At 61.2% G+C, this 14,562-nt stretch carries 14 protein-coding genes; 7 read left to right on the forward strand and 7 right to left on the reverse strand.

All coding sequences use genetic code 11. From position 1 onward, the window contains the following. The first annotated feature begins 10 nt into the window (after window positions 1-10). Complete coding sequence (locus ACQY4V_RS17220; RefSeq protein ID WP_428513778.1) at window positions 11-910, forward strand: ParB/RepB/Spo0J family partition protein; 900 nt, start codon at window positions 11-13, stop codon at window positions 908-910. On the opposite strand, the gene hemW is transcribed toward ACQY4V_RS17220, so the two are convergent. From hemW to rph, 3 genes are read right to left on the reverse strand one after another with little or no spacing between them, the layout of a single operon-like run. Beyond that, entirely contained in the window at window positions 907-2,064 is a 1,158-nt protein-coding gene (gene hemW / locus ACQY4V_RS17225) for a radical SAM family heme chaperone HemW (protein WP_428513780.1), read from the reverse strand. The two genes, ACQY4V_RS17220 and hemW, sit on opposite strands and share 4 nt — an antisense overlap. Next, window positions 2,057-2,665, reverse strand: a complete 609-nt coding sequence (rdgB, locus tag ACQY4V_RS17230; protein WP_428513782.1) for an RdgB/HAM1 family non-canonical purine NTP pyrophosphatase — start codon at window positions 2,663-2,665, stop codon at window positions 2,057-2,059. Before rdgB ends, hemW begins: the two co-directional genes overlap by 8 nt. After that, window positions 2,658-3,374 (reverse strand): ribonuclease PH, encoded by a 717-nt coding sequence (rph, locus tag ACQY4V_RS17235; RefSeq protein WP_428513784.1) that lies wholly within the window; start codon window positions 3,372-3,374, stop codon window positions 2,658-2,660. The genes rdgB and rph overlap by 8 nt, the downstream gene beginning before the upstream one ends. A gap of 117 nt (window positions 3,375-3,491) precedes the next feature. On the opposite strand from rph, the gene hrcA reads away from it, so the two are divergent. Beyond that, window positions 3,492-4,556 carry a heat-inducible transcriptional repressor HrcA gene (gene hrcA, locus ACQY4V_RS17240; protein WP_428517287.1) on the forward strand — a complete coding sequence of 355 codons (1,065 nt, stop codon included), beginning with the start codon at window positions 3,492-3,494 and terminating at the stop codon, window positions 4,554-4,556. Window positions 4,557-4,565: 9 nt separating this feature from the next. Further along, window positions 4,566-5,132: a nucleotide exchange factor GrpE gene (locus tag ACQY4V_RS17245; protein ID WP_152494261.1), complete on the forward strand. Its 567-nt coding sequence runs from the start codon at window positions 4,566-4,568 to the stop codon at window positions 5,130-5,132. Between the two features lie 140 nt (window positions 5,133-5,272). Here the strand turns inward: ACQY4V_RS17245 and mutS are convergent, their stop codons facing one another. After that, window positions 5,273-7,891: a DNA mismatch repair protein MutS gene (gene mutS / locus ACQY4V_RS17250; protein ID WP_428517289.1), complete on the reverse strand. Its 2,619-nt coding sequence runs from the start codon at window positions 7,889-7,891 to the stop codon at window positions 5,273-5,275. A 156-nt stretch (window positions 7,892-8,047) separates the two neighbouring features. Here mutS and ACQY4V_RS17255 point away from each other — a divergent pair, with 156 nt between their 5' ends. Continuing rightward, window positions 8,048-8,956 carry a ribokinase gene (locus ACQY4V_RS17255; protein ID WP_428513787.1) on the forward strand — a complete coding sequence of 303 codons (909 nt, stop codon included), beginning with the start codon at window positions 8,048-8,050 and terminating at the stop codon, window positions 8,954-8,956. Here the strand turns inward: ACQY4V_RS17255 and msrA are convergent. After that, window positions 8,917-9,579, reverse strand: a complete 663-nt coding sequence (gene msrA / locus ACQY4V_RS17260; protein ID WP_428513789.1) for a peptide-methionine (S)-S-oxide reductase MsrA — start codon at window positions 9,577-9,579, stop codon at window positions 8,917-8,919. The two genes, ACQY4V_RS17255 and msrA, sit on opposite strands and share 40 nt — an antisense overlap. Window positions 9,580-9,760: 181 nt before the next feature. Between msrA and ACQY4V_RS17265 the strand changes: the two genes are divergently transcribed. Next, window positions 9,761-10,669, forward strand: coding sequence for a D-amino acid aminotransferase (locus ACQY4V_RS17265; protein WP_428513791.1), 909 nt, complete (start codon window positions 9,761-9,763; stop codon window positions 10,667-10,669). Then, the gene (locus tag ACQY4V_RS17270; RefSeq protein ID WP_428513793.1) at window positions 10,669-11,400 is read left to right on the forward strand and encodes an HAD family hydrolase; all 732 of its coding nucleotides are present in this window, start codon (window positions 10,669-10,671) and stop codon (window positions 11,398-11,400) included. The genes ACQY4V_RS17265 and ACQY4V_RS17270 overlap by 1 nt, the downstream gene beginning before the upstream one ends. Before the next feature lie 131 nt (window positions 11,401-11,531). Here the strand turns inward: ACQY4V_RS17270 and ACQY4V_RS17275 are convergent, their stop codons facing one another. Next, window positions 11,532-12,758: an argininosuccinate synthase gene (locus ACQY4V_RS17275; protein ID WP_428513795.1), complete on the reverse strand. Its 1,227-nt coding sequence runs from the start codon at window positions 12,756-12,758 to the stop codon at window positions 11,532-11,534. A 107-nt stretch (window positions 12,759-12,865) separates the two neighbouring features. Here ACQY4V_RS17275 and ilvA point away from each other — a divergent pair, with 107 nt between their 5' ends. After that, the gene (ilvA, locus tag ACQY4V_RS17280; protein WP_428513797.1) at window positions 12,866-14,101 is read left to right on the forward strand and encodes a threonine ammonia-lyase IlvA; all 1,236 of its coding nucleotides are present in this window, start codon (window positions 12,866-12,868) and stop codon (window positions 14,099-14,101) included. Here ilvA and ACQY4V_RS17285 read toward each other — a convergent pair. Further along, entirely contained in the window at window positions 14,093-14,425 is a 333-nt protein-coding gene (locus ACQY4V_RS17285; protein WP_428513799.1) for an Hpt domain-containing protein, read from the reverse strand. The genes ilvA and ACQY4V_RS17285 overlap by 9 nt on opposite strands. Window positions 14,426-14,562 lie beyond the last annotated feature (137 nt).

A 14,562-nucleotide genomic window follows, 5' to 3' on the forward strand; every position in this document is an offset into this window, starting at 1 on the left:
GGAGGTCAGCATGTCAGATAAGAAATCCAAGCGCGGTCTTGGCCGGGGCCTTTCCGCCTTGATGTCCGATGTCGCCGAAGTTCCCAACACCTCCGAAGGCGCCGTAAAAGCGGCGGACAAGACCGTTCCGATCGAGAGGATAGAACCCAATCCCGATCAGCCCCGGCGCGACTTTGACGAAGACGCGTTGCGTGATCTGGCCGCGTCGATTTCCGAAAAAGGGATCATTCAGCCTCTGATCGTCAGGCCCAGCCCCCGGGCCGAAAACGGGTTTGAGATCGTTGCCGGTGAACGCCGCTGGCGTGCGGCGCAGCTTGCCAAATTGCACCAGGTGCCGGTGATTATCCGGGAATTCGATGACACCGAAGTCCTGGAAGTGGCCATCATCGAAAATGTTCAACGCGCGGACCTGAACCCGGTGGAGGAAGCGGCCGGGTACAGCCAGCTGATGGAGCGATTCGGGCACACGCAGGAAAAGCTTGCGCAAGCCCTGGGGAAAAGCCGAAGCCACATCGCCAACCTTGTTCGTCTTTTGAGTTTGCCCGACGACGTCCAAAGATTGCTGCGCGACGGAAAACTGTCCTCGGGTCATGCGCGGGCGCTGATCACTGCCGACAATCCTTCTGAACTCGCGCAGCAGGTGGTGAAAAAAGGGCTTTCGGTGCGCGAGACGGAAAAGCTGGCGAAGAAGGCCCAGCAGAATATCTTCTCTGACGGCTCCGCCCCCAAGAAGAAAAATCCGGTTGAGAAAGACGCCGACACGAAAGCGCTGGAAGGGGACCTGTCCGCGAACCTAGGTATGAAGGTCGCGCTCAACCATCGGCCGGGCCAAGAGAGTGGCAGCATGACGATCAGCTATGAAAGCCTCGATCAGCTGGACGACCTGTGCCGCAAACTTGCCGGAAACTAGTCGTCGAGCAACGCGGCAATAATATGGTTCAAAATCAATCTTCCTGACGGCGTTGCCGCGATACGGCCGTTCTGATGGGTCAAAAGACCAAGGTCACAGAAGTTCTGGATTTTGGACGCTGAGATTGGAGCGCCAGCAAGTTTCCTGTGGCGTTCAAGATCGACACCTTCGACAAGGCGTAGACCCATCAGGAAATGCTCTGTTGCCTGATCGCGGGAAGATACTTTGCTGTTTGTTTTCAAAGACTTATCGATTTCAGAAAGCGTCAGCCACTTTTCGGGATTGGACCAGGCTTCGGTTTCTCTACGCCCGCTTCCCACCGTTATGCGACCATGTGCGCCGGGACCGATGCCGATGTAATCCCCGTATCGCCAGTAGACGAGATTATGCCTGCACTCGGCGTCCGGCGCCGCATGGTTGGACACCTCGTACGCGGCAAGACCCGCTTCGTTGCAAAGCTCCTGGGTCAATTCGTACATGTCGGCCGCAAGATCCTCGGACGGCAGACCCCGCAATCCGCCACGGGCGCGGCGTTGATGAAAGATGGTACCGGGTTCGATTGTCAGTTGGTAGAGCGAGAGGTGATCGACAGCCAGATCAAGCGCTTCGGACAGTTCCTCGCGCCAGTCCTCGAGTGTTTGGCTCTGCCGTGCGTAGATCAGGTCGAAACTAACACGATCGAAATACACGCGCGCGATTTCATACGCTTTCCTGGCGTCGCTGACCGTGTGAATCCGTCCGAGCCGTCGCAGGTCTTCGTCCCGAAGCGACTGAACGCCAAGAGAAACGCGATTGACGCCGGCCTCTGCAAATTCCGAGAACCGGCCAGCCTCGACCGAGCCGGGGTTGGCCTCCAGCGTGACCTCCAGGTCATTCGCGGGTGTCCAGATCTCGTTAACCCGCTGCAGGATCGCCGCGACCACCTCTGGCTTCATCAGGCTGGGCGTACCCCCACCGAAAAAGACCGAGTTCAGCACCCGCCCGGGAAACATCTCTGCATACCTGTCGAGTTCCCGAAGATACGCTGCAAGCCAGCGGGATTGGTCGATTTCGGACCGAACATGACTGTTGAAGTCGCAATACGGGCACTTTGCTTCGCAAAATGGCCAATGCAGGTAGAGGCCGAACCCCCCGGCTTGCCAATCCTCAGTCAAAGCAGCCCTTCACCAGTTTCCTGAACGCATCCGCCCTGTGGCTGATCCGGTTCTTGAGGTCTGGGTCCATCTCGGCAAAGGTCACGTCATGACCAGTGGGCCGGAAGATGGGATCGTAGCCGTGACCGTGTTCACCGCGCATCGGCCAGACGATCTGGCCTTCGACGGTACCGGGGAACACTTCGTCATGCCCATCCGGCCAGGCCAGCACGAGGGTACAACAGAAACGCGCCGTCCAGGGAGGTGCAGCTTGCTTGGAAATGATCCCGTCATAGGCTTTCTTCATGGCCATTCCAAAATCACGACCAGTCTCTGTTTCTGCCCAATCAGCCGTGTAGACCCCCGGCGCACCATTCAGGGCGTCGATTTCGATCCCGCTATCATCCGAGAGCGCGGGAAGGTCAGTTGCCTGTGCCGCGGCGTGGGCCTTGATGCGAGCGTTGCCGACGAACGTGGTCTCGGTCTCGTCGGGCTCGCCGAGGTTCATCTCGGCGGCGCCCACCACGGACACGTCATAAGGCGCCAGCAGTTTCGAGATTTCTTCGAGCTTTCCGGCGTTGTGCGTGGCTACCAACAAGGTGTCGCTTGACAGTTTACGCACCTGTCGCGGCCTTCTGTGCTTCTACCAGCTCCGCCACGCCTTTCTCGGCTAGGTCCATGAGGTTCGTCATCTGGTCCCGACTGAAAGTAGCGCCTTCCGCACTCATTTGAACCTCGATCAGGCGACCGGACGCAGTCATGATGAAGTTGCCATCGACGCCTGCATCGCTGTCCTCGGGATAATCGAGATCCAGTACAGGTTGACCGGCGTAGATGCCGCAGCTGACCGCCGCAACAGGGTCTACCAGGGGGTCGCTGACGATATCGCCGGTCTTGAGAAGCTTGTTCACCGCAAGCCGCAGGGCAACCCAACCGCCGGTGATCGAAGCGCACCGGGTTCCACCGTCGGCCTGGATCACATCGCAATCAACCGTGATCTGGCGCTCTCCCAGTGCCACGCGGTCAACACCGGCGCGCAGGCTGCGGCCGATCAGGCGTTGGATCTCGACGGTCCGCCCCCCTTGCTTGCCGGCCGACGCCTCGCGACGCATCCGGGAAGTGGTCGAGCGGGGCAACATTCCATATTCGGCCGTGACCCAGCCAAGACCCGATCCCTTGATGAAAGGCGGTACGCGATCCTCGATCGTCGCCGTGCACAGGACATGGGTGTCGCCGATACGGATCATGCAGGACCCTTCGGCATGTTTCGTGACCCCGGTCTCGATTGAAACCGCGCGCATTTCACTTAAGTCTCTCCCAGAAGGACGCATGCCAGAACTCCTTGTTTGCATGTCGGGAATACAGGCGACCGAAACCCGATAGCAACCCTGATTGACCTTTTTGCCGGGCCGTTTTTAATGGCACTTCACATGGCGACAGAAATGCAGATGGAAAACGCGCGAAAGATCCTGGACGAAATGAACGACCGCTCGCGGGAGGTGTTCCGTCGCGTGGTCGAGGGGTATCTTGCAACGGGCGATCCGGTCGGGTCGCGCACCCTGACGCGTGACATGAGCGAAAAGGTATCCGCCGCGACGATCCGCAATGTGATGCAGGACCTGGAGTATCTTGGCCTGCTGGACAGCCCGCACGTCTCGGCCGGGCGCGTCCCGACACAACAAGGTTTGCGCATGTTCGTCGACGGCTTGCTCGAAGTCAGTGACCTGGAGCTGAACGACCGAGAGAAGATTGACGCGACGTTGGGCTCGAATTCTGACGATGTCAGCCTTGCGCTCGATCGTATCGGATCGGCCTTGTCCGGGGTGACGCAGGGCGCTTCCCTGGTGCTGGCGCCAAAGCACGAGGCGCCGATCAAGCATATCGAGTTCGTGTCACTGGGCCATGATCGTGCGCTTGTGGTGATCGTCTTTGGCGACGGGCATGTCGAGAACCGTATCTTTCACCCGCCGCCGGGCCAGACCCCCAGCTCGATGCGCGAGGCCGCCAATTTCTTGAACGCGCTGATCGAAGGCAAGACACTGTCAGACGTCCAAACCGTGATCGCCAAGGAGATCGAGGCGCGGCGGCAGGAGATCGACGGACTGGCGCATCAACTGGTCGAAAGTGGTCTGGCCGTCTGGGAGGGCGAGGCTGACAGTTACGAGCGCTTGATCGTGCGCGGGCGTGCGAATCTGATCAATTCCGAAGTTGAGCAAGAGGACCTCGACAGGATGAAAACGCTGTTCGACGACCTTGAACGCAAGCGCGACATCGCCGAGTTCCTGGAATTGACCGATCAGGGCGAGGGTGTGCGCATTTTTATCGGCTCGGAAAACAAACTTTTCTCACTTTCGGGTTCCTCTTTGGTGGTCTCTCCATATATGAACGCTGATCGAAAGATCGTGGGCGCGGTCGGTGTGATTGGTCCGACCCGGCTCAATTACGGTCGAATTGTACCAATCGTGGATTACACCGCGCAGCTTGTCGGAAAGCTGATCGCGGACCGGAAATAGAGGAAGAGCATGGCGCAGTCGAAAGAAGACCCGTTTCTTGATGACATAGAGCAGGCGGAAGACGAGGAACACGCCGCGATGGCCGAAGAGGATGCTCCGGAAAGTCTGGAGGATCAGGTCGAAACCCTTCGCGCGGAGCGCGATGCGTTCCAGGACAAGTTCATGCGCGCGCTTGCCGACGCAGAGAACGCCCGAAAGCGCGCCCAGAAGGACCGGACCGAGGCTGAGAATTATGGCGGTTCGAAACTGGCACGCGACATGCTGCCGGTGTTCGACAACCTGAAACGTGCGGTCGAAACCGTGACGGACGAACAGCGCGCGCAATCGGCGGCCCTGATCGAGGGGATCGAACTGACCATGCGCGAACTGGTCAACGTGTTTTCCAAGCACGGAATCCAGGTGATCGACCCGCAGGTGGGCGACAAGTTCGATCCCAAGCAGCACGAAGCGATGTTCGAGGCTCCGGTGCCTGGAACCAAGGCCGGCGAGATCATTCAGGTCTCTGCCCAGGGTTTCATGCTGTATGATCGCATCCTGCGCCCCGCGCAGGTCGGCGTATCGTCCTTCACCGGGTGATGCGATGTTCGGGAGGGCCGATCGTCAATGTCTGAGCATTGGCGACGGTCTTGGAGCAGAACCATCCCGACGGTATCTGGAAAATCTCTTGGCGACTCGAGGCTGAGTATTGCCGCAGGCGCGACGGTGGTAGCTGGTTGTCACTCTTCGCGCGAGAGCGCTTTCAGTTCATAGATCAAATTTAGAGCCTCTTTCGGGGTGAGGTCGTCGGGCAGGACCTCTTTCAGTCGTAGCACGGCGGCGGGTTCCGCGGCCTTCGGGCTCGGCGGCGGGGGCGGAGTCGCGGCGAACAGCGGCAAGTCGTCTATAAAGGCGGCCCGCTTGCCGCCGCCTTCCCGCTCACCTTTCTCCAGGGCGTCCAGCACGACCCGGGCGCGTTCGACCACGGTGGAGGGCAATCCGGCCAGTTTAGCCACCTGCACCCCATAGCTGCGATCCGCGGCACCGCGCCGGACCTCGTGCATGAAGATCACGTCGCCCTCGTGTTCCTTGACCGCGACAGTGGCATTGTCGACGCGCTCTAACTTGTCGCTCAGACGCGTAAGCTCATGGTAATGCGTCGCGAACAGGGCGCGGCACCGATTGGTTTCGTGCAGATGTTCCAAGGTGGCCCAGGCGATGCTGAGGCCATCATAGGTGGCGGTGCCGCGCCCGATCTCGTCAAGGATCACCAGCGCCTTGTCGTCGGCCTGGTTCAGGATGGCGGCGGTTTCGACCATCTCGACCATGAAGGTGGACCGGCCTCGGGCCAGGTCGTCGGAGGCACCGACACGACTGAAAAGCTGGCTGACAAGGCCGATATGCGCCCGGGCGGCGGGCACGTAACTCCCCATCTGCGCGAGCACCGCGACCAGCGCGTTCTGGCGCAGGAAGGTCGATTTACCGGCCATGTTCGGCCCCGTCAGAAGCCAGATGTCGCTGGCATCGCTCAAAGCGCAATCGTTCGCGATGAAAGGCGCCCCATTCTGCGTTCGCAACGCGGCCTCGACCACCGGATGACGTCCCGCCTCGATATGCAGCGCACGGCTGTCGTCGATCTGCGGGCGGCACCAGTTCTCCGCGCGTGCGAGATCCGCCAAAGCTGCGGAGAGGTCGAACTCTGCCAAGGACCGCGCGACCAGCGAAACCTCGGCTGATTTGTCCAGAATTGCGCGTTTCAGGGCGTCATAGAGCCGCTTTTCAATCTCAAGCGCGCGCCCTCCCGCGTTAAGGATGCGTGTTTCCATTTCGCTGAGCGGGACGGTGGTAAAACGCACCTGGTTCGCCGTGGTCTGGCGATGCTTGAAGGTTTCATTCAACGGTTCCGACAGCATCTTTTCGGCGTGGGTCGCCGTCACTTCGACGAAATACCCGAGGACATTGTTGTGCTTGACCTTCAGGCTTTGGATGCCGGTGACTTGGGCGTATTCCGCCTGCATCCCCGCGATGACGCTGCGCCCTTCGTCACGCAGTTTTCTGGCCTCGTCCAGCTCTGCGTCGTACCCATCGGCGATGAAGCCGCCGTCGCGAGCCAGCAGGGGCGGCTCTGCAATCAGGGCTTCGTCCAACAGGTCCAACAGCTCATCATGGCCGGTAAGAGCGGCAGACACCTCCTGCAGGGGTTCGGGCAGGTCTTGGGCGTCCAGCATCCGCGCGACCTCGGCGCTTTGCGTGAGGCCGTTGCGAATGGCGGCCAGATCCCGGGGTCCGCCCCGGTCAAGACCAAGACGGGACAGCGCCCGATCCAGGTCGGGAACCTTGCGCAGCACCTCTCGCAGATCATGTGCAAAGCGGGTGTGCCCGACCATGAAATCCACGCAATCGAGCCGATCCTGCACGACGTGCAGCACCCGGCTTGGGCTGGAAATGCGCCGCTCCAGCAAGCGGCCACCGCCGGCGGTTACCGTCCGGTCGATGCACGCCAGCAGTGAGCCGGATCTGCCGCCGGTCAAGGACTGTGTCAGTTCGAGGTTGCGCCGTGTGGCCGCGTCAATCTGCATCACCCGCGCTTCGTTTTCGCGAACGGGCTTTTGCAGCAGTGGAAGTTTCCCTTTCTGGGTAATCTCCAGGTACTCGACGATCGCACCCATGGCCGCGACCTCGGCGCGATCAAATTGGCCGAACGCGTCAAGCGTGCTGACATCGAACAGAGCGCAAAGCCGCTTTTCGGCGCCCGCACTGTCAAAAGCCGACCGGCCAAGCGGCGTGAGGGAGACGCCGTGCTCGTCGGCGATGTCGCGAATTTCAGCCTCGTGCCCTTCAGCCACGATCAGCTCGCTGGGGGCAAGCCGCGCCAATTCGGGTGAAAGCCTCACCTCGGTCAGGGGCATGACATGAAACGCCCCGGTGGAAATATCCACCCAGGCCAGCGCGGTGGCGTCGCGCACCTTGGCGAGGGCGGTCAGATAATTGTGGCGCCGTGCCTCGAGCAGGCTTTCCTCGGTCAGAGTGCCTGGGGTGACCAGGCGGACGACATCGCGTTTGACGACGGATTTCGACCCACGTTTCTTGGCTTCGGCGGGGTCTTCCATCTGTTCGCAGACGGCGACGCGAAAGCCCTTGCGGATCAGCGTCAGAAGGTAGCCTTCGGCCGAATGCACAGGCACGCCGCACATCGCGATATCCTCGCCAAGGTGCTTGCCGCGCTTGGTCAGCGCGATATCCAGCGCCTCGGCGGCGGCAACGGCATCGTCGAAAAACAGTTCGTAAAAGTCACCCATACGATAGAACAGCAGTGCGTTCTGGTACTGCGCCTTCAGTTCCAGATACTGCGCTATCATCGGTGTCACGGCTGTTGTTGTGGATGCCACCCTGCCCCCCATCGGCTTTGGCGGGCAGCTTACAAATCACGGGCTGGGGGTAAAAGGCAAAACCGCCGGGAATCCTTGAAAACCGGGGCAAAGCGCGGAATGAGTGCATGGTGAGGGAGGGATGGCATGATCTTCAATCTGGGCTCGATCAACATCGACTATTTCTACGAGGTCCCGCATCTGCCGCAGCCGGGCGAGACGCTGGCGGCAAAATCCTTTGCGACAGGACTGGGGGGAAAGGGCGCGAATATGTCGGTGGCCATCGCCAGGGCCGGAGGACAAGTGCGCCATATCGGAGCCGTCGGGCCCGAAGGGGCATGGGTAAAAGCACGGCTGGCAGACTACGGCATCGACGTTGCGCACATAGCCGAGGTTGACACGCCGACGGGCCATGCCGTGATCAATGTGGACCGCCAAGGGGAGAATGCGATCGTGATCTTCCCCGGCGCGAACCGCAAACAGTCACCCGGGTCGATTGACGCGGCACTGCAGGATGCGCGTCAGGGTGATATTCTGATGTTTCAGAACGAAACCAACGGTAAGAAATTTGCGGCGGTGCAAGCGCGGGAAAAGGGGCTGCACGTCATGTATGTGCCTGCGCCCTACGACGAAAGCGCAGTAAAGGACGTGCTTTCAAACACTAAAATCCTGGTGCTGAATGAAATTGAGTTCAGCCAGATGATGCAGGCCACCGGGCGGGACGTGGCAACTCTTGGGGTTGCAACCATAGTCGTGACGCGCGGGGCGCAAGGGGCGCTGTTGCTGGAGGAAAGCGCCGGTTGGACGGAACGGGTTTTTGCCGCGCCCGCCGTTGACCCGGTGGATACGACAGGCGCCGGTGATACGTTCGCAGGGTATCTGGCCGCTGGCCTCGATGCCGGGCTGGATGCCGCAGTTGCGGTCCAGCGTGCGGTATCTGCCTCGGCGTTGCAGGTGACGCGGCGCGGGACCGCGGATGCTATCCCGGACCTGACGGAGGTTCAGGCCTTTATGCGTCAGGACCCGACGAATGGTGCGTCGTCGCCCCACAGCTGACGGATGCGGGCGTCGCGGCCACACGCCTTGCGATACGCCTTGTAGGCCTTGGCCTGGGTTTTCGGACCGAAGCGGGTGATGATCAGGCGGTCGCCTTTGTAGTAATCCTGGTGATAGTCTTCCGCCTGGTAGAAGTCCGACGCGGGCAGGATCGGCGTCACGATATCCTGGCCAAGAGACGCGGCCGCCTTTGCCTTGGCGGTCTCCGCGGCCTCTTTCTCGGCGTTTCCGTCGGTAAAAATCGCGGTGCGGTAACTGTCGCCCCGGTCGCAGAACTGGCCTCCGGCATCGGTGGGATCGACCGAGCTGAAGAAGAGTGACAAAAGCTCGTCCCTGCTGACCTGCGCGGGATCGTACTCGATCTGTACCGCCTCGTAGTGGCCCGTGCCGCCGCGCACGACCTGTTTGTAGGTCGGGTTTTCCACGGTGCCGCCGGTATAGCCGGAGACGACCTCGCTAACGCCTTCGACGGATTCGAAATCCGCCTCGACGCACCAGAAACAGCCGCCGGCCACCGTGAGCGTTTCGGTTTCGGCGGCTTTTGCGGCGTCGGTCTGGACACCAAAGCCGACGGCGATGGATATGGCGAGCGCGGTCGCCTTGATGTTTCGCAGGTAATTCATAGCACAGCCTCCCTTTGCCCAAGGTCAAACTGCCGCGCTTCGGCTGCTGTTCCAACTCACCACGCCGTGAGGTCACGGGCCGGTGATGCGAATTTACCCCTTGGCACCGATTTGGCCTGTTCCTAGCGTGTGCTGAAACAAATCGCTGGGCGGTTTGTAACAAAGCGAAAGGGCGACGGGTATGGCAGAGCATCAGACGACACACCAGGCGGAAGAGGATGCGCGGAACGAGGAGATCCTGATCTGGCTGAACGGGCGGATCGTACCGAAGGCAGAAGCGCTGGTCAGTGTCTATGACAGCGGCTTCATGCTGGGCGACGGGGTGTGGGAAGGTCTGCGGCAGTATGACGGGACGTGGGCCTTTGTCGATGAGCATCTGGATCGGTTGTTCGAAGCGGCGAAGGCAATCGACCTGGATATCGGCCTGTCGCGCGAGGAGGTGTTGCAAGCCATTCTGGACACGCAGAAAGCCAACGACATGACAAGCGATGCCCATGCACGCCTGATGGTGACGCGGGGCATCAAGACCCGGCCATTTCAGCACCCAAGCCTGTCGCGGCAGGGGCCGACGATCACGATCATCATGGAGCATTCGCGCCCCAAGATCGCGCGGCCCATACGGTTGGCCACGGTGCCGCATATCCGGGGCCTGCCGATGACGCAGGACCCGAAACTGAATTCCCATTCCAAGCTCAACTGCATCCTGGCCTGCATCGCCGCGGAAAAAGCCGGTGCGGACGAGGCCCTGATGCTGGATGTGCATGGTTTCGTGAACACCACTAATGCCTGCAATTTCTTTATCGTTCGTAAAGGCGAAGTTTGGACCTCGACCGGGGACTATTGCATGAACGGAATTACGCGGCAGAAAGTGATCGACCTGTGCCGTGAAAACGACATTCCTGTTTTTGAGCGGAATTACTCCCTGGTGGACACCTATGGCGCGGACGAGGCGTTTCTGACCGGCACATTCGGCGCGCAGACGCCGGTGAACGAGATCGACGGGCGGCCCATTGGCGTCGGCGAGGCCGGGCCGGTGACGAAGCGGATACAGGGGCTTTACAAGGACCTGATCGCGAAGGAATGCGCCTGATGCGGATCGCGATGTGGTCGGGGCCGCGCAACCTGTCGACGGCGATGATGTACAGCTTTGCGGCGCGCGGCGATTGCGCGGTGATCGACGAGCCGTTCTATGCGGCCTACCTGACGATGACGGGGCTGGAACATCCGATGCGGGACGAGATCATTGCCTCGCAGCCGAGTGAGCCGGCGGAGGTTGTGGCCGGGCTGATGGGGTCTATCCCACGGAGAAAGCAGCATTTTTACCACAAGCACATGGCCCAGCACATGATAGACGGCGTGCCACGCGACTGGATCCGCGACGTGGTGAACGTGTTCCTGATCCGGCATCCGGCGCGGGTGGTGGCGAGTTTTTCGGCCAAGTACGAAAAGCCCACGCTGGACGATATCGGGTTTCGTCAACAGGCGGAGCTGTTCGACCAGGTCAAGGCGCTGGACGGAGATCCGGTGGTGATTGACAGCGCCGATATCCGGCGCGATCCCGAGGGGCACTTGCGCAGCTTGTGCGAGCGGATCGGATTGGACTGGACGCCGGATATGCTGCACTGGCCCGAGGGTGGACACGCGGATGACGGGGTCTGGGCCAGTCACTGGTACGGGGCGGTGCATGGCTCGTCCGGGTTCGCGCCGGCCGAAGGGGATGTGCCGGAGTTGACCGGGTGGAAGGCTGAATTGTCAGCCGCTGCAATGCCCTATTACGAAGCGTTGCGAGCGCATTCGGTTAAAGCACCGTTACAGGGTTAACGGGCGAATCAGAGCCTGATTTGGCACGTCGGTAACGCGTCGGTATTTGAGTGGTATCGCGACGGTGCCGATTTCGCAGAACGCCGTGGTGAACGGGCCGAACGCGCGTCGGCCCGTCTGGGTTGCCGCGCCTAGCCTTTCAGGCGCCGATTGCGCGCGGCCAGAAGTTTCAGGCGCAGCGCATTCAGTTGGATGAAACCGGCGGCGTCTTTCTGGTCGTAAGCGCCGGCGTCTTCCTCGAAGGTTACGTGGGCCTCGGAATAGAGCGAGTGATCGGACCAGCGGCCGACGCAGTTGACCGACCCCTTGTAGAGCTTCAGCCGGACGGTGCCGGTGACGTGTTCCTGGCTCTTGTCGATGGCGGCTTGCAGCATCTCGCGTTCCGGGCTGAACCAGAAGCCGTTGTAGATGAGTTCGGCATAGCGCGGCATCAGGCTGTCCTTGAGGTGGCCCGCGCCGCTGTCCAGCGTGATCTGTTCCATGCCGCGATGCGCCTCGAGCAGGACGGTGCCGCCCGGGGTTTCATAGATGCCGCGGGATTTCATGCCGACAAAACGGTTTTCCACGAAATCGAGACGACCGATGCCGTGCTTGCCGCCCAGCTCGTTCAGCTTGGTCAGGATCGTGGCGGGCGACATCGCCTCGCCGTTGATCGAGACGGCGTCGCCCTTTTCGAACCCGATCTCGACGAGTTCCGGGACGTTTGGCGCATCCTCGGGATTTGTCGTGCGCTGGTAGACGTAATCGGGTGCCGGCTCGGCGGGGTCTTCCAGAACCTTGCCCTCGGACGAGGTGTGCAGGAGGTTGGCGTCCACGCTGAACGGGGCCTCGCCGCGCTTGTCCTTGGCGATGGGAATCTGGTTCTTCTCGGCGAATTCCAGAAGGCGGGTGCGCGAGGTTAGGTCCCATTCGCGCCAGGGGGCGATGACCTTGATATCGGGGTTGAGCGCGTAGGCGGCCAGCTCGAACCGGACTTGGTCATTGCCCTTGCCGGTGGCGCCGTGGGCGACGGCATCGGCGCCGGTCTCGGCCGCGATCTCGACAAGCCGCTTGGAAATCAGCGGGCGCGCGATCGAGGTGCCGAGCAGGTACTGGCCCTCGTAGAGCGCGTTGGCGCGGAACATCGGGAAGACGAAATCGCGGACGAATTCCTCGCGGATATCCTCGATATAGATGTTCGAGGGGTCGATGCCCAGCAGCTCGGCTTTCTTGCGGGCGGGGTCGAGCTCTTCGCCCTGGCCGAGATCGGCCGTGAAGGTCACGACCTCGCAGCCGTATTCGGTTTGCAGCCACTTGAGGATGATCGACGTATCGAGGCCGCCGGAATAGGCCAGCACGACTTTCTTGGGCGCGGACATCTTGGTACCCCTTTGCATGATGTTGCAGGGGCGATTACCGGGTTTTCACAGGCGGGGCAAGGCGGCGGAGGCTTGTCATGCGGGCCGCGATGAGCGAAGGACGGGGCATGAGCGATTTCCGAACCCAAGCCCGGGCCGCCGAGGCCGAAATGCGCGCCGTCTTCGAGCCGACGCCGCTGCAGCGCAATGCGCATCTGTCCGACAAGTACGGCGCGGAGGTTTACCTGAAGCGCGAGGATCTGAGCCCGGTGCGGAGTTACAAGCTGCGCGGGGCGTTCAATGCCATGCGCAAGGTGATGGCGGCGGGCGAGGATGCGCCGGTGTTCGTTTGTGCCAGTGCCGGGAACCATGCGCAGGGCGTGGCGTTCATGTGCCGGCATTTCGGGGTGAAGGGCGTGATCTTCATGCCGGTGACGACGCCGCAACAGAAGATCGGGCAGACGCGCAAGTTTGGCGGCGATGCGGTGACGATCCGCATGGTTGGAGACTATTTCGACGATACGCTGGCACAGGCGCAGGGCTATTGTGCCGAGGTCGGCGGGCATTTCCTGTCGCCCTTCGATGATGAGGACGTGGTCGAGGGCCAAGCCTCGGTCGCGGTGGAGATCGAGGCGCAATTGGGCGTGGTGCCGGACCGGATCGTGTTGCCGGTGGGCGGCGGGGGGCTGTCATCGGGCGTGCGCAGTTTTTTCGGGCCGGAGGCGAGCATGGTGTTCGTGGAGCCGGTGGGCGGCGCCTGCCTTGCTGCCGCGTTGCAGGCCGGAGAGCCTGTGCGGCTGAAATCCGTGAACACCTTTGCGGATGGCGCGGCGGTGGCGCAGATCGGTGCGCGGACGTTTGAGCGGCTGCGCGATGTCGATCCGGCCAATGTGATTGCCGTGGCCGAGGACCGGGTCTGCACCACGATGCTGGAAATGCTGAACATCGAGGGCATGGTGCTGGAACCGGCAGGTGCGCTGGCGGTGGATGCGCTGAAGGACCTGGATATAAACCTCGGCGAGACGATCGTCTGCGTGACCTCGGGCGGGAATTTCGATTTCGAGCGTCTGCCGGAGGTGAAGGAACGGGCGCAGCGGTTCGCGGGGCTGAAGAAATATTTCGTGCTGCGGATGCCGCAGCGACCCGGGGCGTTGAAGGATTTCCTGACGATCCTTGGACCGGACGACGATATTGCGCGGTTCGAGTATTTGAAGAAATCGGCGCGCAACTTTGGCTCGGTCCTGATCGGGATCGAGACGAACGATGCCGCGAATTTCGAGCGGATCGAGGCAGAGATGACCGCGGGCGGGTTCGAGCACCGCGATATCACCAATGACCAAATCCTGGCGGAACTCCTAATTTGAGGTGAGGCGGGGTAACTCGCCCAGAAACTCGCTCTTGGACGAGGCATAGGTCTCGACGATATGGGCGAGGTCGATGTCCGACGCTTTGCCCCGGGCGGCGGTGACCTCGCCATCCTTGCAGAGTTTGGAAAAATCGTCGAACCCGAGGTTGAGCGCGCTGCCCTTGAGGAAATGCAGCTTGGCCTCGAGCGTTTCGGGCGCGGGATCGGCGCGTAGTTCGGCGATCTCTTCCTCGACTTCCTCGAGGAAGAGATCGACAACCTCGTTGAAATCCTCGGGCCCGATTTCGTCGCGCAGCTGGGTGACGCGGTTCCAGTCGATCATGGCATCCTCCTTTGTGCCTGACGCTAGAGGTACTCGATTAAAGGCCGGTGAAGGGCCGAGGCCAATTAGGAAGCATTTTAGGCTTCACATGGCATTAAGGGGGGCGTGGTTGCATATGGGTCAAAACGCATAGGCAA

The organism is Roseovarius sp., assembly GCF_965277045.1.
Classification (GTDB): domain Bacteria; phylum Pseudomonadota; class Alphaproteobacteria; order Rhodobacterales; family Rhodobacteraceae; genus Roseovarius.

Excerpts from the sequence above, each read along its gene's own strand:
- ACQY4V_RS17220 (WP_428513778.1), top strand. The coding sequence starts at position 11 with ATGTCAGATAAGAAATCCAAGCGCGGTCTTGGCCGGGGCCTTTCCGCC.
- rph (WP_428513784.1), bottom strand. The coding sequence starts at position 3,374 with ATGCGTCCTTCTGGGAGAGACTTAAGTGAAATGCGCGCGGTTTCAATC.
- hrcA (WP_428517287.1), top strand. The coding sequence starts at position 3,492 with ATGGAAAACGCGCGAAAGATCCTGGACGAAATGAACGACCGCTCGCGG.
- ACQY4V_RS17245 (WP_152494261.1), top strand. The coding sequence starts at position 4,566 with ATGGCGCAGTCGAAAGAAGACCCGTTTCTTGATGACATAGAGCAGGCG.
- mutS (WP_428517289.1), bottom strand. The coding sequence starts at position 7,891 with ATGATAGCGCAGTATCTGGAACTGAAGGCGCAGTACCAGAACGCACTG.
- ACQY4V_RS17255 (WP_428513787.1), top strand. The coding sequence starts at position 8,048 with ATGATCTTCAATCTGGGCTCGATCAACATCGACTATTTCTACGAGGTC.
- msrA (WP_428513789.1), bottom strand. The coding sequence starts at position 9,579 with ATGAATTACCTGCGAAACATCAAGGCGACCGCGCTCGCCATATCCATC.
- ACQY4V_RS17265 (WP_428513791.1), top strand. The coding sequence starts at position 9,761 with ATGGCAGAGCATCAGACGACACACCAGGCGGAAGAGGATGCGCGGAAC.
- ACQY4V_RS17270 (WP_428513793.1), top strand. The coding sequence starts at position 10,669 with ATGCGGATCGCGATGTGGTCGGGGCCGCGCAACCTGTCGACGGCGATG.
- ACQY4V_RS17275 (WP_428513795.1), bottom strand. The coding sequence starts at position 12,758 with ATGTCCGCGCCCAAGAAAGTCGTGCTGGCCTATTCCGGCGGCCTCGAT.
- ilvA (WP_428513797.1), top strand. The coding sequence starts at position 12,866 with ATGAGCGATTTCCGAACCCAAGCCCGGGCCGCCGAGGCCGAAATGCGC.
- ACQY4V_RS17285 (WP_428513799.1), bottom strand. The coding sequence starts at position 14,425 with ATGATCGACTGGAACCGCGTCACCCAGCTGCGCGACGAAATCGGGCCC.